This is a genomic window from Bacillus sp. RE35, from assembly GCF_052146655.1.
Classification (GTDB): domain Bacteria; phylum Bacillota; class Bacilli; order Bacillales; family Bacillaceae_G; genus Bacillus_A; species Bacillus_A cereus.
In genome coordinates this window covers 222094-245000 of sequence record NZ_CP197377.1, presented here as the reverse complement: position 1 = coordinate 245000, position 22907 = coordinate 222094, and the positions used below count along the sequence as shown (strand labels likewise).

Sequence of the window (22907 nt, the reverse complement as noted above, 5' to 3'; positions counted from 1 at the left end):
GCTAAGTTTAGAAATATGTACTAAACCATCTTGCTTTACACCAACATCAACAAAAGCACCAAAATCAACAACGTTACGAACTGTTCCTTCTAGTTCCATACCACGTTTTAAATCTTCTAATTTCAAAATCCCTTTTTTCAAAAGTGGTTTAGGCAACTCATCCCTCATATCTCGTTCAGGACTAATAAGCGCATCTATAATATCAACTAACGTCGGCTCCCCAACTCCTGTTTCTTGAGATAACTTAGAAATCTCTACTTCTTCCAATCTCTTTTGTAATTGCGGTTGTCCTACGTCATCTATCGATAACCCTAGACTCTTCAATAACAATTCAACATTTTTATATTGCTCTGGATGAATACCTGTTCGATCTAATGGATTCGCTCCTTCTAGTATACGTAAGAAACCTATACATTGTTCATAAGTCTTTGCACCTAAACGTGGGATTTTCTTTAATTCCGTGCGCTTCGTGAATTTCCCATCTTCTTCTCTCTTTGCTACAATATTTTTCGCAACAGTTTTCGATAAACCTGAAACATATTGTAACAATGCAACCGAAGCCGTATTTACATTAACCCCAACTTGGTTAACAGCTGTTTCTACTACAAATGTTAATGACTCATTCAGTCTCTTTTGAGATACATCATGTTGGTATTGTCCAACCCCAACTGATTTAGGATCAATTTTCACAAGTTCAGCAAGTGGATCTTGAAGACGTCTCCCAATAGAAACGGCACTTCTCTCTTCAACTTGTAAATTTGGGAATTCCTCACGGGCTAAATCAGAAGCTGAATATACACTAGCACCCGCTTCATTTACAATAATATAAAAGACATCTCGGTTCACACTTTGTAATACATCTACTATAAACTCTTCTGTTTCTCTAGATGCTGTCCCATTACCAATTGCAATCATTTCAACTTGATATTTATCTATAATAGAAAGAACTTTCGTTTTTGCATCATCATATTTACGAACAGGTGGATGCGGATAAATAACATCGATATGTAGTACTTTCCCCGTATCATCTACTACAGACAATTTACAACCAGTTCTATATGCCGGATCTACCGCTAGCACGACTTTCCCTTTCATCGGAGGTTGTAATAATAAGTTACGTAAGTTCTCAGAGAAAATATGTATTGCTTGTTCTTCAGCTGTTTCTGTTAATTCTTTACGAATCTCTCTTTCGATTGAAGATTGAATTAATCGTTTATAACCATCTTCAATCGCTAATTGTACATAATGTGCACTTTTCGAATCGTTATCACGAATTACTTTCTTATTTAAGAAGGTTACTATCTCATCTACTGGCGGAACAACAGCAACTCTCAATATATCTTCTTTCTCGCCACGATTCATTGCTAATACACGATGTGGTACTACTTTTTGCAATGGTTCTTCATAACTGTAATACATTTCATATATATTCTTTTCATCTTTTTCTTCATCTTTCACGGAAGAAGACATAACACCTTTTCTAAAAGTAACATTTCGAATCCAACTACGATACGCAGCTTCATCTGAAACCATTTCTGCAATAATGTCTTGTGCACCTTGTAAAGCTTCTTCTGCAGATTGCACTTCTTTCTCTACATTAATAAATTCCACTGCCTTTTTAACCGGATCTTCTTTCTTATATAACAATAACCATTCAGCTAATGGTTCTAATCCTTTTTCTTTAGCAACTGTCGCTTTCGTTCTTCTTTTCTCTTTATATGGACGATATAGATCTTCTACTTCTTGCAACTTTGTAGCTTTAACAATTTGCTGTCGTAGCTCTTCTGTCAGTTTCCCCTTCTCATCAATAAGACGAAGAACTTCTTCCTTCCTATCTTCAAGTTGCATCATATATTGCCATCTCTCTAAAATCGTACGAATTTGCACCTCATCTAAAGAGCCTGTCCATTCTTTTCGGTAACGAGCAATAAATGGAACTGTGTTACCTTCTTCTGTTAATTGAATAACATGACGAACTTGCTTTTCGGTAAAGCCTAATTCTTTCACTAACATTTTCATTAACGCTTGTCGATTATCTACCATTTCCATATACAACCGTAACCTCCTCTATAATAAAAAAAGTTGCCCTTCAAAGAGAGCAACTTAAACTGCCGATTTAAAAATCTATTAGTCCTAAACTAATTTGTAGCGCTTCATCTACACGAATCATCATCACTTCATCTAAGTGAGTGATTTTGTCCGTTAAGCGCTGCTTATCGATTGTTCGAATCTGCTCAAGTAAAATAACAGAATCTCTCTCAAAACCGTACTTTTTCGCATCAATTTCCACATGAGTGGGTAATTTCGCTTTTTGAATCTGTGCAGTAATAGCCGCTACAATCACCGTTGGACTAAAACGATTTCCGATGTCATTTTGAATGACAAGAACCGGACGAACGCCTCCTTGCTCAGAACCAACAACTGGGGAAAGGTCTGCAAAATACACGTCGCCGCGTTTTACAATCAAAATATTACCCCCCGCTAACTAAGCGTTCTACTGTATGAGCTGCTTCATACTCTGCTAAGAAAGCTTCAGATGCAATACCAAGATTAATTTTTCCCATTTCAATGTACCCACGTCGCATTGATTCATGTTGGTAGCGTTTCTTCGTCTTATGTTGACGCAATAACAATTGTGTTGCCTGGCAAATTAGTTCATGGCGATTCTTATTCTCTTGTTTTCCAATTCCGTCCAATTCCGTTACCATTTGCTTTGGCAACCGAACCACGATTTCAGTAGTTACACTTGATTCGGACACAAAAATACACCTCCACCGTCAACTACACACCCAAATATATATATGACACCTATTGTAATAATACCATTGTATGGAGCCTGTTGCAAAGACTTCCTTATTCCTTGCTTATGTTTTCCAATTCACAAACAAAACATTCATCTTCTTAAATTTTTTATCTCATAACTAACTAAAAACAATAGAACTCCTCTTCAAAACTTACGTGCAACTTATATAAAAAATGATTATAAGTAAAAAGCTTCTCATCAAAAAGAGCTTATTATCCAGCAATGAACAGTCACTCCAATGACAAGAAGCAATCATACTACCTTCTATATATTGTTCAAGTAATTAATTATCTCTACAACCTTACCATTCCGTATAAATATTCTTGGCACACGGAAACTGATCGTTGCAATAATTTCATAATTAATAGTCCCTGAGTATTCCGCAACCTCTGTAGCGCTAATATACTCATCTCCTTGCCTTCCAATAAGCGTAACTTTCGTACCAAGTGGCACTTCACAAGGAAGATGAATCATGAACTGATCCATTGTTACTCGCCCTACAATCGGTACCCTTTTACCATTTATAAGCACTTCAAATCCTTGTAACCTCCTAAGCCACCCATCTGCATAGCCAATCGCTACAGTCGCAATCCATTCTTCAGTTTTCGTTCGGTAGGTGACGTTATAACTAATTCCATCACCTTTAATTACCTGTTTAATATGAGCGACTTTCGTATGAAGTGATAGCGCCGGTTCTAATTCAAATGGTAAAAAAGGACGTATTTCTACAGAAGGAGATAATCCATACATTGCAATCCCAATTCGCACTGCATTAAATGTAATCCCTTGAAAACGTAACGTCGCAGCACTATTAGCTGTATGAACAAACTTAGGATCCACTCCGAATTCTTTCAACCAACTTAACTGCTCTAAGAACGTGTTATATTGCTTATCAAAATACGAAGTCTCAACCTCATCTGCCGTTGCAAAATGCGTGTATACTCCTTCTAACTCTAAAAACGGTGCACCCTCTAAACTCTTTAAAAATTCTTTTAGCTCTTTTCTTTCACGTATTCCAATTCTCCCCATACCACTATCAAAGTTAATATGGAATTTCATTACAGATGAACCATCCCAAAGTTTAATTGCTTCGTCCACCCATTCTTTTTGAAAAACAGTTAGCGCTACATCATTTTCAGCAGCTACATTTACATCACGCGGCGGCGAGGGACCTAACACTAAAATCGGCTCAGTAATACCAGCCCTCCGAAGCACTAAAGCTTCATCTAAAAAAGCAACAGCTAACCTTGTTGCACCTGCTTCTAATGCCGTTTTAGCCACCGGTACATAATCGTGCCCATATGCGTTTGCTTTAACTACAGCAAAAATCTCTACATTACTTGGGATGAACTCTTTAATATGTGTAACGTTGTTATAAATGGCATCTAAATCCACTTCCACCCAAGTGTCACGGTAAAATGGTGCTTCTTCCATAAATACACTTCCTTATACACGATATGCGAAGCTTATTCTTTTATATGCTTCTTTTATGAAATCCACCTTCAAACTAAGAAAAGACGTGGTGCACATATATCACCACGTCTAAGAAGTTTACTTCACCTGCTTCGCTGTAACTGAACGAGCAACCATTAACAGCTCCTTCGGCTCTAAACCTTTAGACACGAGCATATATTCTACTCCGTTATACGACCACGTTACAGAGTCTTTCGTTAATGCACCAATCGTAAATCCAAGATCAACTGGTTCTCCACTTACACTTACCGCTGATGATGCCTCTGCAACTTTTGCCTTTTCTTGTATTAAAGTAAAGGATTTCTTATTTCCAGTGTATGTGAGTATCGCACGCTTGCCACTGTCTGTCTTCAACTCTTTTTCATCTTGCAGAGTCATACCTTGTGGTGTATCAAGTGGATACAAAATAGCAAACGGTTTGTCTTCTTTCGCTGTTGTTTGAACATCTACCTGCGCTCTAGACATATTTTGTTTCGTATCAAATGCACCTTTATCAAATTTCGCATCGAATTTCACTTTAGAGAAATCTACTTTCACAAGAACATTTTGATCATTATCCATTAACTTCACTGAAACTGGAGTCAAGTCGCTCTTATTCAATGTAATCTCTTGTCTCGGCAACATATTTTGATGTTGATAGTTTGTTTTTGTTTTAAAAATATAATACTTATCTGTTTTCTCAAAAGTAAGGTTTTTCTTGTCCTGCAAAATATCTCTTACAAGTGATTCATATAAATAAGCCTGGCTACTATTTTGCGGCCAATCACTTTGAAAACGGAAGCTCTTATTAAGTGCTGGCGTTAATACAAATACACCTTCTTCATTTCTCAAAATAATTTGGCTCTGATCTTTTTTTGCATTTTTTAAATTCACACGATAAAAAGACGGTTCCTTATGCCAAATCTCTACGTTATACTCTTGAGGCTCATTGCCTGTTTTAATAGATAATTTTGCCTCAGCTTGATAACTTTTCATCCCTTTTACTTTTGATTCTAAATCTCTCACGACATCATCTTGCTTCTTTTCCATACAACCCGCCAACACAAAAACGGTCAACAAACCGACAAGAACTAAAAACAGACGCCTTTTCATCAATTCAGCCCCTTTGCCCCTATAAATGAATGGAAGATGTACCTTCCTTATCGCTACCTCAAATATATGAGACAAAGATATAAAATATGCAGACTAGCGTGACAAGCTTTCTAAAACAACTTGAGCAACAGCAAATTCCTTACTATGACTAATTGATAAATGAACAATATACTCTGTACTTGTAATCAGAATTGGCTTACCTCTTTCATCATTTTTCACTTCAATATCTAAAAAACTCACTTCTTTTCCGATACCAGTACCTACAGCTTTTGAATACGCCTCTTTCGCTGCAAACCTTCCAGCTACAAACTCTGTAAGGCGACTTCCTTTCAGCTCCATAGCAACATTACGTTCATTTTCCGTTAAAATACGTTCCATAAATTTAAGCTTTCCATCTAGCATTTTTTCAATACGATTTAATTCAATAATATCGATACCAATCCCTATAATCATTTCGAAATCCCCTTCTTCTATTTAACTTTCTTCTTTCATATTGATAAGAATAACAGAGAATCTTTCTGATGCAAAAGGGGTGATAGTAACCGTATGATAATAAGATCCACTCATATTTCTTTACAACCGACTATTCTTACCTTACTTCTTATTCATTTAGTCATGATGATATTAGGCGACTTTTTTCTCTTACCACTGGCAGCCTCTAATGAATATATCGCGAAAGGAGAATGGTGGCGTGTCATAACTTCTCTTCTCGTACACGTAGACTTACAACATTTTCTTTCTAATAGTATTTTTTTGTTTGCTCTTGGTTCTTCTATCGAAAAGCAACTCGGACACTTTTCTTTTTTTATTCTATTTTTTCTCTCTGGAATTTCTGGAAATATTTCTTCTTATATTATTATGCCGCTTGAATATATTCACGCAGGTGCATCAGGTGGTATTTTCGGACTATTAGGTGCACAGTTATTTTTATTGTACAATCGATACCGCTCTTCAAAACCAAAAGAAATTGCCATTTTCTCAATTATGATACTTCTATTACTGCTATTTACTTTCTTTAACCCTTCTGCCAATCCGATCAGTCATTTAACAGGTTTAATAACCGGTGGCATTTTAACCCCTTTTTTAACAAAAAAAAACGATGGTGCAAAGCTTATTTAATATAAAAGCTTGCACCATCGATAATTTCTACATCTACTTGTTCACTTAAATCTCTCATTAATTGAAATAAAGACTCATCCTTCATCTTCGCCTCAATCATACAATCAATTTGCGGAACACTTCCCTTTATCCTTCTTAAAAAAGATAAAAATGCGTCTACATTAATATAATCTGCATGAGCCCTTGGATCTTTTCCCTCTCTAGGGCTAGAGATATGCATTTTAATCGGCAACAAAGACGTTTCCCACGTATGAACAACACGTGCCCAATCTTCATACCAATCTTCTTGCTCATTATTCATCATATGGTGATGCAAGTCAAATACGACGGGAATATCTAATTTTTCTCCTAAATATAATGTTTCCTCTAACGTAAAGGTTGTATCATCATTTTCTAATATAATCATTTCTTGAATACCCCTTGGGACATTCGACCAATTCTCTATAAAGCGCTCTAATGCAAGTTCTTTATCTTTATATCCTCCTCCAACATGCAGTACACATCGTTGCTTATGTTCAATCCCCATGCCTTTTAATAATTTTTTGTGCATCTGCAATGTTTTTACAGATTGTTTAAAAACACTCTCTTCAGGTGAATTTAGTACAACAAAATGATCTGGATGGAAATCAATTCTCATATTCATATGAACTGCATATTCACCTAGTTTTTTTAAATTTTCTTTTAACGGACGAATATAGTTCCACTCTAGCAATTCCTCATGATTCGCTAAAGGAATGAGCTTTGAACTGAGCCGAAAGAAAGATATGTCATGCCCTTTATTATGCTTTAATAAACGTAAACAATTTTCTAAATTGGAATTAGCAATTCTTTCAAGCTTACGAATTGCAGCATCACGATCATCTAATTTCTGAAACTGTGCATACGTCATCGTTTGAGATGGAGATGCATTCTTCAAATGCACACTCATCGCAACGTAACCAAGCCTTACAAGCATATAACAGCCCCTTTTCTATCATAACTATTATGTAGTATGCACAATTATAGAAATAAAAAAAGAGAATGCCCGCAAAGGGCATTCTCTTTTTTTTATTAAGCTTGTGGACGGCTATGATGTTTTCTTTCGCCGCGTCCATTTGAAGAACCAGGGCGACCTTGACCTTCACCTCTACGACCACGACTACCACCATCACGATTACGATCGCGGTTACCATCACGATTGCGATCACGGTTTCCGTCACGATTACGTCCATCACGGTTACGGTCACGATTACGTCCATCGCCACCGCCGCGTCCATCACGACTACGATTACGGTTACCATCACGGTATCCGCCTCCGTTACCGCCGCGTTTTTTAGAACCGCCGCCTCTTGAAACAACAGGTGGTTCTGATGTTAAAGCGATCGGAGTTGTATCCGGCTCTTTAGTCATCATTTTTAAAGCAGCAGCTACTACTGTTACAGAGTCATTTTCTTCTAACATTTCTTCTGCAATACGCTTGTAGTATGCTAAGTTTTCATTTTCAATTGTGCTTTGAAGCTTTTCAGCGATTAAACGTTGTTGACCTTCTAATGCCTCGTCAAGTGTCGGTGCATCCATACGGTCCATTTTACGTTTTGTTGTACGCTCGATATTTTTTAATTGTCCTGATTCACGTGGTGTTACAAATAGCATTGCAATACCTTTTTTACCTGCACGACCAGTACGACCGATACGGTGAACGTATGATTCTGGATCTTGTGGAATATCGAAGTTATATACGTGCGTTACGCCTGAAATATCAAGACCACGCGCAGCAACGTCTGTTGCAACAAGAACTTCAATAGAACCTTCTTTAAATTTACGTAATACAGACATACGTTTCGCCTGAGTTAAATCACCGTGAATACCTTCTGCAGCATAACCACGTAAGTTTAATGCTTCTGATAATTCATCAACACGACGCTTTGTACGACCAAATACGATTGCAAGCTCTGGAGATTGAATATCTAATAAGCGTGTTAACACGTCAAACTTTTTCTTTTCTTGCACTTCTAAATAGAACTGCTGAATGTTTGGCATTGTTACTTCTTTTGCTTTTACTTTAATGTGTTGAGGCTCAGTCATGAAACGCTCAGCAATACGGCGGATTGGATCCGGCATTGTCGCTGAGAATAGTAATGTTTGATGTGTTTCTGGCACATCTGTTAAAATTGCTTCAATGTCTTCAATGAAGCCCATGTTTAACATTTCATCCGCTTCGTCGAGAACAACTGTCTCTACGTTTTGCAGACGAAGTGTTTTACGGTTAATATGATCTAAAATACGACCCGGCGTACCAACAATAATGTGTGGGTGTTTTTTTAGAGCACGAATTTGGCGGTTAATATCTTGACCACCATAAATCGGTAAAATACGAACGCGTTTATGCTTACCAATTTTGTATAATTCTTCTCCAACTTGAATTGCTAATTCACGCGTTGGCGCGATAACAATACCTTGAACCGATTCTTTATGTGTATCCACTTTATCTAATAGTGGTAATCCGAATGCTGCTGTTTTCCCTGTACCTGTTTGCGCTTGCCCAATAATATCTTTACCTTGCAATGCATGTGGAATTGTTTCAGCTTGAATTGGTGTAGCCTCTTCAAAGCCCATACTTTCAACAGATTGCAGTAAAGAATCACTTAATCCTAATTCTCGAAATGTTGTCAATGTTACTTCTCCTTTTCTATCCTATACTTATCATTTAAAAAAAGGCGTTTTCCGAATTTGCGGAAAAGCCCTTTTCCTGAATGCTCACGTATATAAACGGGCGTATATTCTTCACGAAAATACTTCTAAACGTTATTACACTTTATCAATTATAAGTTTTGTATGTGTAAAAAGCAAACCCAACTGTTACCTTATTTTCATATTCAGAGTTTTTTTCTTCACTTTTATTTTTTTATATTTACTGTAAGCGCTTATTATAAGTTTCTTCTATTTTCGTAACTATCATCCCTATTTATATACACCAATTATTTCAACATCGTAATTACTTCTTCTAATTTCATACCGCGAGATGCTTTTATTAATACAACATCTTTCACATCGACTACTGCTTGTAAATCTTTTACTAACTCTTCTTTATTATCATACGCCTTTACACGTTCATTAGGGAAATTAATTTTTGCTCCTTCAGCAATTTGAGCCCCTAATCTACCGTATGTGAATACATGTGAGATTTTTGCTGGATCGATTAATTTTCCTACCTCATAATGGAACTGTACTTCTTGATCTCCAAGTTCTAACATATCACCGAGCACAACGATTTTTTTAGCAAAACCATCTAAACCATTCATTAAATGGAATGCTGCTTCCATAGCCGTCGGGCTTGCATTATAAGCATCGTTGATAATTGTTAAACCACTATTTGTTTTCACAATTTCCATACGCATGCCCGTCATTTGAAGTGTTACTAAACCTTCTTTCATCTCTTCCCACGTTACACCAAAATGTTTCGCAATTGCCATTGAAGCAAGTGTATTATACACATTATGTTTTCCTAACACCGGTAAGTAGAATGAAATATTTTCATCTCTATTCATTTTGAAATGTGTCCCAGTTGCTTGTAATGTTACAGTCGTTGGATAATAATCGTTTGCTCTTGCATCACCAAACGTAACCGTTTCTGCTGCTAAATTCATTCCAGGAACACGATTCGTTAATAAAGGCTCATCTCCGTTATATACGAACACGCCACCTTCTTGTAATCCTGTAACAATTTCTAATTTCGCTTCAGCAATTGCCTCACGAGATCCTAAATCCATTAAATGTGCCTCACCAATATTTGTAATGATAGCTGCATTAGGACGAGCTAACTTAGATAAGAATTCAATTTCGCCTCGGCTTGACATACCCATCTCTAATACTGCTACTTCTGTATTTTCTTCTAAGTTTAAAATGGTAAGAGGTAATCCGATATGGTTATTGAAGTTCCCTTCTGTTTTTTGCACTTTGAATTTAGTCGCAAGAAGACTTGTTACAATATCTTTCGTAGATGTTTTACCGTTACTACCCGTTACACCTACAACTTTAACATCCAATTGATCGCGATAGTTTTTCGCTAACATTTGCAATGCCGATAGCGTGTCTTCTACAAAAATAACCGGGAGATTCTCAGGTGGATTCGCTACATCTTTCATCCATAATGTAGCCACAGCTCCATTTTCAACAGCTTTATCTACAAAAGCATGTCCATCGAAGCGCTCCCCTTGAATCGGAACATACAAGTTTCCTTTTTCAATTTTTCTCGTATCAATAGACACGCCTTGAATAGTAATTCCCTCATATTGCTCTGCTAATTCAGTACCATTTACCATCTGTTCCACTTGCTTTAACATTCGCTTTATCATATATAAACGCTCCTTACATAGAGGAAGCACTATTCCTATGAATAGTGCTTCCTCCTTTTTTGTTAGATTGTATATTTAATTTTTTGTTTTTCTTCGTGACGTTCAATCGCTAAACGAATTAGCTCTTCGATTAATTCTGGATATGGTAACCCAGTATGTTGCCATAATAGAGGGAACATACTGAACGGTGTAAATCCTGGCATTGTGTTTACTTCGTTAATATACACTTCTCCATCTTTCGTTAAGAAGAAATCAGCTCGCGTTAAACCTGCACCGTCTAATGATTGGAATGCAATAATCGCATCACGCTTAATTACATTAGATTCTTCTTCTGTCATTTCAGCTGGAATAATTAGCGCCGTATCACCATCGATATATTTCGACTTATAATCATAGAAGTCCTTTTTCGGAACGATTTCACCTACAACTGAACATTTCGGCTCATCATTACCTAGTACCCCAACTTCTACTTCACGACCTACAATATTTTCTTCTACAATAATTTTGCGATCAAATTGGAATGCCTCTACAAATGCATCCTCAAGTTCTTCACGATTTTTACACTTATTAATACCAACACTTGAACCAAGGTTCGCTGGTTTTACGAAGCAAGGATATCCTAACTTATCTTCTACTTTAGAATAAGCTTCCTCACGATTTTTTTCCCATGCACTACGAATGAAGGATGCATATTTTGCTTGTTTTAAACCAGCCTCTGCAAAGATGTTTTTCATAACAACTTTATCCATACCAGCAGATGATGCTAGAACACCATTTCCTACATAAGGGATATTCATTAATTCTAATAGTCCTTGAACCGTTCCATCTTCACCGTTTGGTCCATGTAGTAATGGGAAAATAACGTCAATAGCGTTCTCCTCAGAAGCTGCAGATGGGATAATTTCTGTACTTAATGATAACGGAGAAATCGCATTTTCTGCACCGCTCATTTTTAAAGCTTCAACATCTGTTACTTCGCCTTCAATACGCTCACCGCGTACCCATTGACCTTGTTCTGTAATATAAATTGGATGAATCTCGAATTTATCTTGATTTAACGCTTTAATAGCAGCAAGAGCCGTCTGTAGCGAAACTTGATGCTCAGCTGATTTTCCACCATATAATAAACCTAATTTAATTTTCGTCAATGAAATCACCCTAACCAATTGTTTTCATTTTTCTATTTTAGCACTTTTTATAAAAATAGGTAGTTCCTATTTGAAATAAAATGTAACTTCCATAAATAATTAAATAACATCACTTATTGGTTTTTCATTTCATTTTCTATATAACTACACAAAATAAAATGGCAATCTAATCTAGTTATGTACCTAAAATATGTAGAAATCCCCTTTTTTGTGTATGTCACCTATTCACTAAGAAGATTGTTTGGTTAGTGTGTCTTTTTGCCTTTGCTCCACAAGGCGATCTAAAGAAACATATACAATACCTGCAACTACACATCCTACAGCTAAAATTGTAAATAGAAAGTGACCAAGTAATCGATCTAATAAAAAACCGCCCAAAAGTGGACCAAATGCGCTTCCTGTAATCCACTGCAAACTTGCAGCTCCCATATAAGTCCCTCTCAAATGCTCAGGGGCCAAATTTGCTACAAATGTCATCTGTACAGGCGACATAATCATCTCACCTAACGTATATATAGCATAAACGAACAGTAGTGTTATTAAAATAATTGTAGCATTTGTATTAAATTCTCCAAACCACTTCGGTAACCACCCTATAAAAAATAATCCAATCCCGAATAAACATGCACCATATAACATCGTCTTCCCAACTGGTTTATCCGTAGCCCATTTTGAAATTTGAAACTGGAATAAAACAACTAATAGTCCGTTTAACGCCATTAAATATGGATATGGATTGTTCGTTCCAAAAATACGCTTCATTTCATTATCAAAATGTAGTGGCAACATGCCTTCCGTTTGAGAAAACCCCATCGAAATGATAATACCTGCTAATAAGTAAATCATTAATGCCTTATCTCGCATTACAATTTTCCAAACTGCCCCAGATTCCTTTTCTTTATGTTCTTCCTTATCTGTCCTCTTTGGCATCGTCTCTTGAATAAGAAGTAATACAAGTAACGCATAAAATAGCATTGTAGAAGAGGCAATAATAAACACAAGGTTCTTTGACAACACAACTACTGATGCTCCCATTATCGGACCAATCGCAGCACCTATATTGTGTCCCATTCGTAATAAACCATATGCCTCTGTTCTTTTTTCTGGTGCCGTTACATCCGCGACCATAGCTGATGCAGCTGGGTGAAATAAAGAATTACTCAACCCTAAAAAAATAGATAAAATTGCATATGGAATAAACCCTTCTATAAATAGAAAACCGAGCATTAATAATGCATTACTTGCCATAGAAAATATCATAATAGGCTTTCTTCCATATATGTCAGCAATTCTCCCTCCTATAAGTGATCCAAAACTTGCAGCAATTGGAGAAAGCGCCATAATAACCCCAACTTCCAACAACGAATCTACCTTATCTTTTAAATATAATGCAAAAAAAGGCATTAACATCATCATTGCAATTCCATTTAACGTCTCTCCAATAAATCGAATCCATACGTTACGGTCCATCTCCCTTAACTCACGCCACGTATTTTTCATCATTTCACCCCTTTAGTTAGCCAACAATTATCTTATAATAAGTTCAGAAAAATGTAAATTTTCAAATAAAAAAATCCATTCTAACAGAATTAGAATGGATTTTTTCGCTTATAAATTTGCAACATCTTCTTCTTTTTTACTATTATTTAAAGCACTATGTTTTCGGCTATATAAGAAGTAAACCGCTATACCAATAACCATCCATATCCCAAAACTAATCCATGCTGTCCCCGATAATTGAAGCATTAAGTATAAACAGAAGATCACTGTTAATGCTGGTAAAAATGGTACAAGCGGCGCCTTAAATGCCCTTGGTAAGTCTGGATGTGTTCTTCTCATTACGATTACCGCAACAGCTACGAGTGCAAATGCTGACAATGTCCCCATATTTACAAGATGTGCTAAAACATTTAAATCTATTAATCCTGAAATCAGTGCCGCAATAATTCCCGTTGTCCATGTATTTAAAAATGGCGTTTTAAATTTCGGATGAACTTTAGCAAGACGTTTCGGCAGTAAACCATCTCGGCTCATCGCATAAGAAACACGAACTTGCCCATACATCATAACTAGCATTACTGTTGTAATCCCTGTAATTGCTCCTACTGAAATTACCCCCGCTAAACCATCTTGTCCAATAAATTGAAGTGCAAAAGCAACTGGATCTGATATATTTAGCTGTCCGTATGGAACAATTCCTGTCAAAATAAGCGAAACAACGATATAAAGAACTGTACAAATTAATAACGATGCAATAATACCAATTGGTAAATCACGTTGCGGACGTTTCACTTCTTCTGCCGCTGTTGAAACTGCATCAAATCCTATAAATGCGAAGAATACTGTAGCCGCTCCAGCCATTACACCATCTAAACCAAATGGCATAAAAGGCGTCCAGTTTTCAGGTTTCACATAATTAAAACCAGCAAAGATAAAAATAAGAACAACTGCTATTTTAATAAATACCATAATGTTATTTACTCGTGCACTTTCACGAACACCCCTAGATAAAAGAACTGTCATCACTAAAATAATTAGAACTGCAGGTAGATCAATTATTCCACCCTTACCTGTACCAGGAGCCGAGGAGAGAATAGTCGGAATATGAATTCCAAACCCCTTTAATAAAGATTGAAAATATGCAGACCAACCGTTCGCTACAGCAGATGTAGCAAGTAAATATTCCAGCATTAAGTCCCAGCCAATTAAAAATGCGAATACTTCCCCCATCGTCGCGTATGTATACGTATACACACTGCCCGAGACAGGAACTGAAGAAGCAAATTCAGCATAACAAAATGCAGCAAAGGCACAAGCTAGAGCGGCAATCGCAAATGATAATATAATAGCTGGCCCAGAATGTTTCGCTGCCACAACACCCGTTAGAACAAAAATACCAGTTCCAACAATTGCTCCGATTCCAAGCATAGTTAAATCTAGCGCGCCCAATGTTCTTGCTAACGTTTTTTGCTTACTTTCTTGCATTAACTTTGCAATTGGCTTCTTTTGAAAAATTTGCTTCATCTTTCACTCCTCCAAGTTTTAAATTTTCCGAAAATTTTTAATTCGCTTTTTTATTTTACTCATTACGCTTTTCCTAGTCAATACTTTTGTCGAAACAAGTAGAAATTCTTCTGAATATGCACAATCCTTATTATTCTTTCTATATATCTTTCCATTATTTTTTTGGTATTATTATACATGTCGATTCCGTGAAAAAGGCATGCCCCCTTATTGAGAGCATGCCTTTTTACTTATTTCACAGTATATGAACCTTGTTCAATCCAGCTATACATATACTTTTCATCTTCTGTTTCATGTGCTTGTTTTACAATACGAAGCGGACGGAATGTGTCTATCATAACAGCTAATTCAAGCGTCTCTTTCTTCCCTATACTTGCCTCTGTTTTCCCCGGATGCGGTCCATGGGGAATCCCGCTCGGATGAAGTGTAATAGAACCTTCTTCCACACCTTTGCGACTCATAAAGTTTCCTTCTACATAGTAAAGAACTTCATCACTATTAACATTACTATGATAATATGGTGCCGGAATTGACTCTGGATGATAATCGTATAAACGTGGTACGAAAGAGCAAATAACAAAATTATGTCCTTCAAATGTTTGATGTACTGGCGGTGGCTGATGAATGCGCCCTGTAATTGGTTCAAAATCCTCTACATTAAATACCCACGGATATAAATAGCCATCCCATCCCACAACATCTAACGGGTGGTGTCCTAAAACATGTTTATGCATATAGCCTCTTGATTTTGTCATTACGACAAACTCGCCTTTTTCATCATATGTCTCTAATTTTTCTGGACCACGAAGATCTCTTTCACAAAACGGACTATGTTCTAACAATTGTCCGTATTCATTTCGATAACGACGCGGCGTTGTAATTTGGCTATTCGCCTCTACAACAAGAAACTTAGTCTCTCCTTCATCTGGAATAACACGATAAATCGTTCCAATTGGGATCGTTACATAGTCGCCTTTTCTATAGTGAATCGTTCCAAACATCGTTTCAATTTTCCCTGTTCCATAATGAACAAATAACATTTCGTCGCCATCACCATTACGATAGAAATAATCCATTTTTTCTGTTGGACTCACTACTCCAATTAATAAATCTTCATTTCCAAGTATGAAATTCCGTCCACTTATTGCATCACCACTTTTTTTACTTTCTTTCGTTCGAAAGTGGCGATGAGAAAGAGCAACATCCTCTTCATACTGCAACTGACAAGAATGCGATAATGCAGAATGACCTACTTCTGTTGGCATATAATGATGATACAAAATAGACTGCGTACCAGAAAAACCTTTTGTTCCCATTACCTGTTCACGATAAAGCGATCCATCTTTTTTACGAAATTGTACATGTCGTTTATGAGGTAGTTCTCCCATGTGACGATAAAACATGCCCATCACCCGCTTCCTTTTCTTTTTTGATCGTATTACGTAGTGTACCTAAACCAGTAATCGACAGTTCTACAACATCTCCATCTTGTAGCCACTCTTCTGTACCCAGTTCTAAAATACATCCTGTTCCTACTGTCCCAGAACCAATCACATCTCCTGGATATAACGTAACGTCCTCTGAAGCACGTTCAATCATTTCAGCAAATGTATAATAAATATCTTGGAAGTTTCCTTTTGATAATAGTTTTCCATTTACATGAGCAGTCATTTCTAAATTATATCGATCACCATTACGATAAACGTCTAATTCCTCTTTCGTAACAAGATGTGCTCCTAAAGAAGTTGCAAAGTCTTTTCCTTTCGCTGGACCGAGACCTACTTTCATTTCTGTTGCTTGTAAGTCTCTCGCACTCCAGTCGTTCATAATACAATAACCAAAAATATATTCCTCTGCTTGCTCACGAGAAATATTTCGCCCTTCTTTTCCCATTACGCAAGCAATCTCCAACTCATAATCAAGCTTTTTAGACTTTTTCGGACCAATTACAAAATCACCGGAACCAATTACAGCACGATGATTAGTAAAATAAAAAACCGGAATATCATACCATTCGGGCACAACATCTAATCCTCTTCGTCCGCGAGCTGTTTTTACATGTTGTTCAAATGCGTAAAAATCTCGAATACTACTCGGATTAGGAAGAGCAGCTGTCAATTGTACTTCTTCTAAAGCATATATACCCTTATTTGGATTCTTAATATTCCGCACTACTTCTACATACTCATCCGCTTTCTCTAAAAAAGCCATCATAGAAGAAGGGATTTTCCCTTCACTAGCAAGATTCATATCTATTACTTTGTCACCTTCAAGCCATCCAGCCCGTAGTTCTTTTGAAGGAAGACAAAATGTAACAAATTTCATCCTGATTCCTCCTTATAAAAATGAAATTTCCACCAGCAAAGGGACTTTTGCTGGTGGATATAAATCTTATAAGTTTCCGCGACGCTCTTGTTCTCTTTCAATTGATTCGAATAACGCTTTAAAGTTTCCTTCACCAAATCCACGAGAACCTTTACGTTGAATGATTTCAATAAATAAAGTCGGGCGATCTACAATTGGTTTCGTAAAGATTTGTAGTAAGTAACCTTCATCATCACGATCTACTAAAATCTTTAATTCTTTTAACTTATCAATTTCTTCATCGATTTTTCCAACTCGTGCAGTTAACTCATCATAATAAGTATCAGGTGTATCTAAAAACTCCACCCCATTTGCACGAAGCGCTTCAACTGTTTTAACAATATCACTTGTTAATAAAGCAAGATGTTGTACACCAGCTCCATTATAGAATTCTAGATACTCTTGAATTTGTGACTTTCTCTTTCCGTCTGCTGGTTCGTTAATAGGAAACTTAATACGACTTCCATTCGTCATAACTTTCGACATTAACGCCGAATACTCTGTACTAATATCGTCATCATCAAAATGAATCATTTGTTTAAAGCCCATAACATTCTCGTAATAACTAACCCACTCTTCCATTTTTTCAACATTACCAACTACATGATCAACAGCAATTAAACCAGACTCTTCAAATGGAATATTAAATTCTACCTTTTGGAATCCTGGCATAAATGCCCCTTTATAATTTTTACGCTCTACAAGCGTATGAATTGTATCACCATACGTACCAATAACTGCTTTTTTCAATGTACCGTCCTCATCTGTTAATTCCTGCGGTGGAGCAATTGCGACGGCACCACGTTTCACTGCTTCTGAGTATGCTTTATCAACATCATCAACAAGTAGTGCCACATCCTTCACGCCATCACCATGAGTCTTTACAAACTCTGCAATACGATTTTCACTACTTAAAGCTCCAGACACAACGAAACGCATATTTTTTTGCACAAGAACATAAGATACCTTTTCACGGTTTCCAGTTTCTAATCCAGAGTAAGCCACAATTTTGAATCCGAACGCTCTCGCAAGATAATAACTCGATTGCTTTGCATTCCCTACGTAAAATTCCAAATGATCTACATCACGTACTGGAAAAAAGTCCTCCATTTGTGCAGCTAGCGTATCCATAGATTTTTGTTTCATAATATCTTCATCCCCCTGTAAATAGATTAAATGGTCCATACTTAAAACCAACCGAAAACGCTTCCAACGTTAATTAATAGAAATTAGTTAGCAAGCTAACAAATTCTGACCTTTAAAATTTTCTATCTTTTCTGTCAAATTCCTCTTTTTTTCTTACATATAAAATTCGACTTTTTTCTCTTTGAAATAAAGCGGGATTTTATTCAGTGGATTTTTGATTATTCGTTGAATCAAGTTTCAACCGCAACGTTTAATTAGCCATGCATGCTGGATAATGAGGTAACTTTAATACTTGAGGGGATATAAGAAGAATATAAAAAAGACTCCAACATATTAACTACTTACTAATACGTTAGAGTCTTTATTTTTTTTGAATGATTGTATTTATATATCTCATACTAATACATTTGCAAGGAATAGAATAAATGATGTTAATATTACCGCTCCACCTAAGGATCCTAATAAATCTATTTTTGTTACTTGAAACACTTGTTCACTGTTCATATCCCTCATTCTCCTTCCTTTTTTGTTTGATTTAAAACTTCTATTATACTAATACACTTGATAAAAATACGATTAATGCTGTTAATACTACCGCTCCACTTGCTGATCCTACGAAGTCACCTTTTGTTACTTGTAATACTTGCTCTTTCATATCTTTCATTCTCCCTTCCTTTTCTTTTGTTACAAAGCTTCTATTATACTAATACGCTTGATAGAAATACGATTAACGCTGTTAATACTACTGCTCCACTTGCTGATCCTACGAAGTCACCTTTTGTTACTTGTAATACTTGCTCTTTCATATCTTTCATTCTCCCTTCCTTTTCTTTTGTTACAAAGCTTCTATTATACTAATACGCTTGATAGAAATACGATTAACGCTGTTAATACTACCGCTCCACTTGCTGATCCTACGAAATCACCTTTTGTTACTTGTAATACTTGCTCTTTCATATCATTTATCCTCCCTTCCTTTTCTTTTGTTACAAAGCTTCTATTATACTAATACGCTTGATAGAAATACGATTAATGCTGTTAATACTACCGCTCCACTTGCTGATCCTACGAAATCACCTTTTGTTACTTGTAATACTTGCTCTTTCATATCATTTATCCTCCCTTTTTATAAGTTATCTATATGTAATTTCTAAGAAATGTTTATTTCATAGTTTTTATGTTAACGTTACATTAAATTTGATAACGTAACGTTTGTAACATTAATGTAACATAACTATTATTACGTTGCAATATAATTACGTAAAATTTATTACACTTTTTTTACGTTTTTTTATAATAACCCTCAAAAACCTTTATTTAATGCGTTTTTCACTTAGTTCACGTTTGTAACATTCGTGTAACATTACAGTCATAAAGTGAAATGTCGTCATATCCCTCTCTATTTTTGTTACAAATCGTTTATTTAGTGACACTAAACCTATCTAATCTTTACTTACTTTTAATATGAGATAAAATACCGTCTTTCCAAGATAAGTTTATATGTTTCCTCTATATAACTATGTATAATAAAAACAAAGAGGTGGTCATTTTGAAATTAATCGCATTAGATATGGATGGTACACTACTATCATCTAATCTTGAAATCTCCAAAGAAAACCTACAAGCAATCCAAACTGCACAAGAAGCTGGTCATATTGTAATGATCTGTTCTGGTCGTGCGAAAGAGGATGCTTTAAAGCTATTGGAAGAATATAAATTATCTCTTCCAGTCGGAGCAAGCAATGGGGCTATTGTTTATGTGGATGGAAAAGTAATTAACTCGCGTTGTATACAAAACGACAAAGTGTACAAACTTGCAAAATTACTAGAATCTGAAGGTTTCCCATATAAGCTATATACGAATAAAGGAGTTTATTCTCCATATACATGGCAAGATCAAGTGATGCAAGCATTCGAAGAAAATAAGCATGCGCTTGATGTTACATTAGAGGAACTTGAACGAATTACAGAAAAGCAAAAGAAATCGAACCTAATTACTGATTTCAAAAAAATAGAAGATGTTGTAAATAACCAAGAACTAGAAATATCTAAATTCTTCATTTTAACGTTTAATGCAGCGCATCGCGCACAACTATTAAGTATATTACAAGAAGATGCTGATATTATGGTTACAGCATCGGCTCCTACTAACTTAGAAATTATGGATAAGAATGGACATAAAGGAAACGGGATACAGCAGATGGCAGCTCATTTTAATATCCCTATTGAAGATACAGTTGCTATTGGTGATAATTTTAATGATGTACCGATGTTAGAAGTAGCAGGCTTATCTGTTGCAATGGGCAACGCTGAAGAAGATGTAAAAAAGCTATGTGATGTTGTAACACTAACAAACAATGAACATGGTGTTGCTCACGCAATCGAGCAATTTGTATTGAAACAAACTTCATCTATTAAATAAAAAAAGGACTCTTTCAATTTGAAAGAGTCCTTTTTTATACGTGATGACAAGCAACAAAATGCTCTGCACCAACATTATGGAATTCTGGTACTATTTTTTTACAAACATCCGTCGCAAATGGGCAACGTGTATGAAAACGACAGCCCGAAGGTGGATTTGCTGGACTTGGAATATCCCCTTCTAGTATAATTCGCTCTCGCTTCACTGTTGGATCTGGTATTGGAACAGCTGATAACAATGCTTTCGTATAAGGATGTAGCGGATTGGTAAATAACTCATCACGCGGTGCTGTCTCCACAATCGTACCTAAATACATAATTCCGATTTTCGTACATAAATGTTCTACTACACTTAAATCATGCGAAATGAATAAATAAGATAATCCCTTTTTCTCTTGTAACTCACTAAATAAATTAATAATTTGTGCTTGGATAGATACATCTAGTGCCGCCACAGGTTCATCAGCTACAATAAATTCCGGATTTAATACCATAGCTCTTGCGATTACGATACGCTGACGTTGTCCACCAGAAAACTCATGGGGATACCGGTCAATATGATAAGGAGCTAACCCACATAACTCCAATACTTCAATTACCTTTTCACGAACATTTTCTTTCGTCGCTAATCCGTGGGCCAACATTGGCTCTCCAAGCGCTTCTCCAATTCTCATTCTCGGATTTAATGAGCTAAATGGATCTTGGAAAACGAGCTGCATATTAGGGCGATGTTTTCTTAATTCATCCTTGGATAAAGAATGAACATCTTTCCCTTTAAACTTCACTTCTCCCTCCGTTTTTTGAACGAGGCGTAAAATTGTTTTTCCTATTGTTGTTTTTCCGCTCCCTGATTCGCCAACGAGACCAAACACTTCACCTTTATTAATAGTAAAACTTACTCCATCAACCGCTTTTACATGCCCAATTGTTCTACTAAATACGCCACCCTTAATTGGAAAATATGTCTTTAGATTTTTCACCTCTAATAATGGTTCAATCATTGTTCCGCACGCTCCTCATATAGCCAGCAAGCTACTTTATGATTTTCATCATTTACATTTAGATTCGGGGCTTCTTTTCCACATATTTCCATACAATGCTCACAACGCCCACTAAAGTAGCAAAACTCACCTAAACCAACTAAATTCGGAACTTGCCCTGGAATAGAATATAGTTTATCTATTCGTTTTCCCATTACTGGTTTTGATTTCAATAATCCTTTCGTATAAGGATGTTTTGGATTTTGGAATATCTCTAGTACTGGGGCTTCTTCAATAACTTTCCCGCCATACATAACGACAACATAATCAGCCATTTCCGCTACGACACCTAAGTCATGTGTAATTAATAAAATCGACGTTTTAAATTCTTCTTTCACTTGTCTTAGTAGATCCAATATTTGAGCCTGAATAGTAACATCAAGAGCTGTTGTTGGTTCATCCGCAATTAATAACTTAGGATTACAACTAAGTGCAACAGCAATCATAATACGTTGTAACATCCCGCCACTCAGTTCATGCGGATAAGAATGGACGATTTCATCAGCGCGGGCTATGCCAACTTTACGAATTAACTCAATTGCCTTCTTATATGCTTCATTTTTACTAAGTAATTCATGCTCCCTTAACGTTTCTACAATTTGCTCTCCTACAGTGAAGACGGGGTTTAGCGATGTCATCGGTTCTTGGAAAATCATCGCAATATCATTCCCTCGTAAACTACGAAGCTCTTTCTCTTTCATTCCTAAAAGACTTTTTCCTTCATATAAAATATCTCCACCTACTACACTGCCTGATTCAGCAATAAGTCCCATAATAGATAACGCCGTTACACTTTTTCCGCAACCAGATTCACCTACAACACAAACAGTTTCACCTTCTCGAACAGAAAAACTAACATGATTCACAGCTTTTACTGTCCCTTCTTCTGTCTGAAAGTGTGTTTGTAAATCTTTCAGCTCTACTACCGCTTTACTCATATCTC

24 protein-coding genes (1 of these 24 running past the window's edge) are annotated in these 22907 nt (G+C 36.3%); 2 read left to right on the top strand and 22 right to left on the bottom strand.

Annotated features, from left to right (window positions below; genetic code table 11):
* The 6 genes from ACTL4X_RS01385 to acpS all read right to left on the bottom strand — a co-directional run.
* A protein-coding gene (locus tag ACTL4X_RS01385; RefSeq protein WP_140161664.1) for a Tex family protein crosses the window boundary here: on the bottom strand, positions 1–2049 show its 5' portion. 120 nt of this gene lie to the left of the window's left edge; 2049 of the gene's 2169 nt are visible here — the first part of the coding sequence; the start codon lies at positions 2047–2049; its stop codon lies off the left edge, out of view.
* 67 nt (positions 2050–2116) lie between these two features.
* The gene (ndoA, locus tag ACTL4X_RS01380) at positions 2117–2467 is read right to left on the bottom strand and encodes a type II toxin-antitoxin system endoribonuclease NdoA (protein ID WP_000635963.1); all 351 of its coding nucleotides are present in this window, start codon (positions 2465–2467) and stop codon (positions 2117–2119) included.
* A gap of 4 nt (positions 2468–2471) precedes the next feature.
* Positions 2472–2759: an antitoxin EndoAI gene (locus tag ACTL4X_RS01375; RefSeq protein ID WP_000004570.1), complete on the bottom strand. Its 288-nt coding sequence runs from the start codon at positions 2757–2759 to the stop codon at positions 2472–2474.
* 308 nt (positions 2760–3067) lie between these two features.
* Positions 3068–4237 (bottom strand): alanine racemase, encoded by a 1170-nt coding sequence (alr, locus tag ACTL4X_RS01370; RefSeq protein ID WP_000390615.1) that lies wholly within the window; start codon positions 4235–4237, stop codon positions 3068–3070.
* 117 nt (positions 4238–4354) lie between these two features.
* Positions 4355–5305, bottom strand: a complete 951-nt coding sequence (locus ACTL4X_RS01365) for a LolA family protein (RefSeq protein WP_071740808.1) — start codon at positions 5303–5305, stop codon at positions 4355–4357.
* A 156-nt stretch (positions 5306–5461) separates the two neighbouring features.
* Positions 5462–5821, bottom strand: coding sequence for a holo-ACP synthase (acpS, locus tag ACTL4X_RS01360; protein WP_000583416.1), 360 nt, complete (start codon positions 5819–5821; stop codon positions 5462–5464).
* A 93-nt stretch (positions 5822–5914) separates the two neighbouring features.
* Between acpS and ACTL4X_RS01355 the strand changes: the two genes are divergently transcribed.
* Positions 5915–6487 carry a rhomboid family intramembrane serine protease gene (locus ACTL4X_RS01355; protein WP_000586917.1) on the top strand — a complete coding sequence of 191 codons (573 nt, stop codon included), beginning with the start codon at positions 5915–5917 and terminating at the stop codon, positions 6485–6487.
* Here ACTL4X_RS01355 and uvsE read toward each other — a convergent pair.
* The 14 genes from uvsE to ACTL4X_RS01285 all read right to left on the bottom strand — a co-directional run bounded on the left by uvsE (position 6480) and on the right by ACTL4X_RS01285 (position 19611).
* Complete coding sequence (gene uvsE / locus ACTL4X_RS01350; protein WP_000961166.1) at positions 6480–7442, bottom strand: UV DNA damage repair endonuclease UvsE; 963 nt, start codon at positions 7440–7442, stop codon at positions 6480–6482. The genes ACTL4X_RS01355 and uvsE overlap by 8 nt on opposite strands.
* 95 nt (positions 7443–7537) lie before the next feature.
* On the bottom strand, positions 7538–9139 hold the full coding sequence (locus tag ACTL4X_RS01345; RefSeq protein ID WP_000206592.1) for a DEAD/DEAH box helicase: 1602 nt from the start codon (positions 9137–9139) through the stop codon (positions 7538–7540).
* A gap of 305 nt (positions 9140–9444) precedes the next feature.
* The gene (murF, locus tag ACTL4X_RS01340) at positions 9445–10821 is read right to left on the bottom strand and encodes a UDP-N-acetylmuramoyl-tripeptide--D-alanyl-D-alanine ligase (RefSeq protein WP_000595957.1); all 1377 of its coding nucleotides are present in this window, start codon (positions 10819–10821) and stop codon (positions 9445–9447) included.
* 62 nt (positions 10822–10883) lie between these two features.
* Entirely contained in the window at positions 10884–11969 is a 1086-nt protein-coding gene (locus ACTL4X_RS01335; protein ID WP_000161427.1) for a D-alanine--D-alanine ligase, read from the bottom strand.
* Positions 11970–12197: 228 nt separating this feature from the next.
* A complete protein-coding gene (locus ACTL4X_RS01330; RefSeq protein ID WP_071740805.1) occupies positions 12198–13469 on the bottom strand; it encodes an MDR family MFS transporter in 1272 nt (423 codons plus the stop codon).
* 108 nt (positions 13470–13577) lie between these two features.
* A complete protein-coding gene (locus tag ACTL4X_RS01325) occupies positions 13578–14993 on the bottom strand; it encodes an amino acid permease (protein ID WP_000809361.1) in 1416 nt (471 codons plus the stop codon).
* A gap of 230 nt (positions 14994–15223) precedes the next feature.
* Complete coding sequence (locus tag ACTL4X_RS01320) at positions 15224–16396, bottom strand: homogentisate 1,2-dioxygenase (RefSeq protein WP_013141710.1); 1173 nt, start codon at positions 16394–16396, stop codon at positions 15224–15226.
* Positions 16362–17318, bottom strand: a complete 957-nt coding sequence (locus tag ACTL4X_RS01315; RefSeq protein ID WP_000673988.1) for a fumarylacetoacetate hydrolase family protein — start codon at positions 17316–17318, stop codon at positions 16362–16364. Before ACTL4X_RS01315 ends, ACTL4X_RS01320 begins: the two co-directional genes overlap by 35 nt.
* Before the next feature lie 66 nt (positions 17319–17384).
* Positions 17385–18503, bottom strand: coding sequence for a 4-hydroxyphenylpyruvate dioxygenase (gene hppD / locus ACTL4X_RS01310; RefSeq protein WP_000810922.1), 1119 nt, complete (start codon positions 18501–18503; stop codon positions 17385–17387).
* 393 nt (positions 18504–18896) lie between these two features.
* A complete protein-coding gene (locus ACTL4X_RS01305) occupies positions 18897–19007 on the bottom strand; it encodes a DUF3948 family protein (RefSeq protein WP_001083689.1) in 111 nt (36 codons plus the stop codon).
* A gap of 43 nt (positions 19008–19050) precedes the next feature.
* Positions 19051–19167 (bottom strand): DUF3948 family protein, encoded by a 117-nt coding sequence (locus ACTL4X_RS01300; RefSeq protein WP_000654250.1) that lies wholly within the window; start codon positions 19165–19167, stop codon positions 19051–19053.
* 34 nt (positions 19168–19201) lie between these two features.
* Positions 19202–19318: a DUF3948 family protein gene (locus ACTL4X_RS01295; protein WP_000654250.1), complete on the bottom strand. Its 117-nt coding sequence runs from the start codon at positions 19316–19318 to the stop codon at positions 19202–19204.
* A 34-nt stretch (positions 19319–19352) separates the two neighbouring features.
* Entirely contained in the window at positions 19353–19460 is a 108-nt protein-coding gene (locus tag ACTL4X_RS01290; protein WP_000664237.1) for a DUF3948 family protein, read from the bottom strand.
* A 43-nt stretch (positions 19461–19503) separates the two neighbouring features.
* On the bottom strand, positions 19504–19611 hold the full coding sequence (locus ACTL4X_RS01285; RefSeq protein WP_000664237.1) for a DUF3948 family protein: 108 nt from the start codon (positions 19609–19611) through the stop codon (positions 19504–19506).
* Positions 19612–20052: 441 nt separating this feature from the next.
* Between ACTL4X_RS01285 and ACTL4X_RS01280 the strand changes: the two genes are divergently transcribed.
* Positions 20053–20925 (top strand): Cof-type HAD-IIB family hydrolase, encoded by an 873-nt coding sequence (locus ACTL4X_RS01280; RefSeq protein WP_000766420.1) that lies wholly within the window; start codon positions 20053–20055, stop codon positions 20923–20925.
* Positions 20926–20959: 34 nt separating this feature from the next.
* On the opposite strand, the gene ACTL4X_RS01275 is transcribed toward ACTL4X_RS01280, so the two are convergent.
* The gene (locus ACTL4X_RS01275) at positions 20960–21925 is read right to left on the bottom strand and encodes an ABC transporter ATP-binding protein (RefSeq protein WP_000572377.1); all 966 of its coding nucleotides are present in this window, start codon (positions 21923–21925) and stop codon (positions 20960–20962) included.
* Positions 21922–22902 (bottom strand): ABC transporter ATP-binding protein, encoded by a 981-nt coding sequence (locus ACTL4X_RS01270; RefSeq protein WP_061113659.1) that lies wholly within the window; start codon positions 22900–22902, stop codon positions 21922–21924. Before ACTL4X_RS01270 ends, ACTL4X_RS01275 begins: the two co-directional genes overlap by 4 nt.
* Positions 22903–22907: the final 5 nt, after the last annotated feature.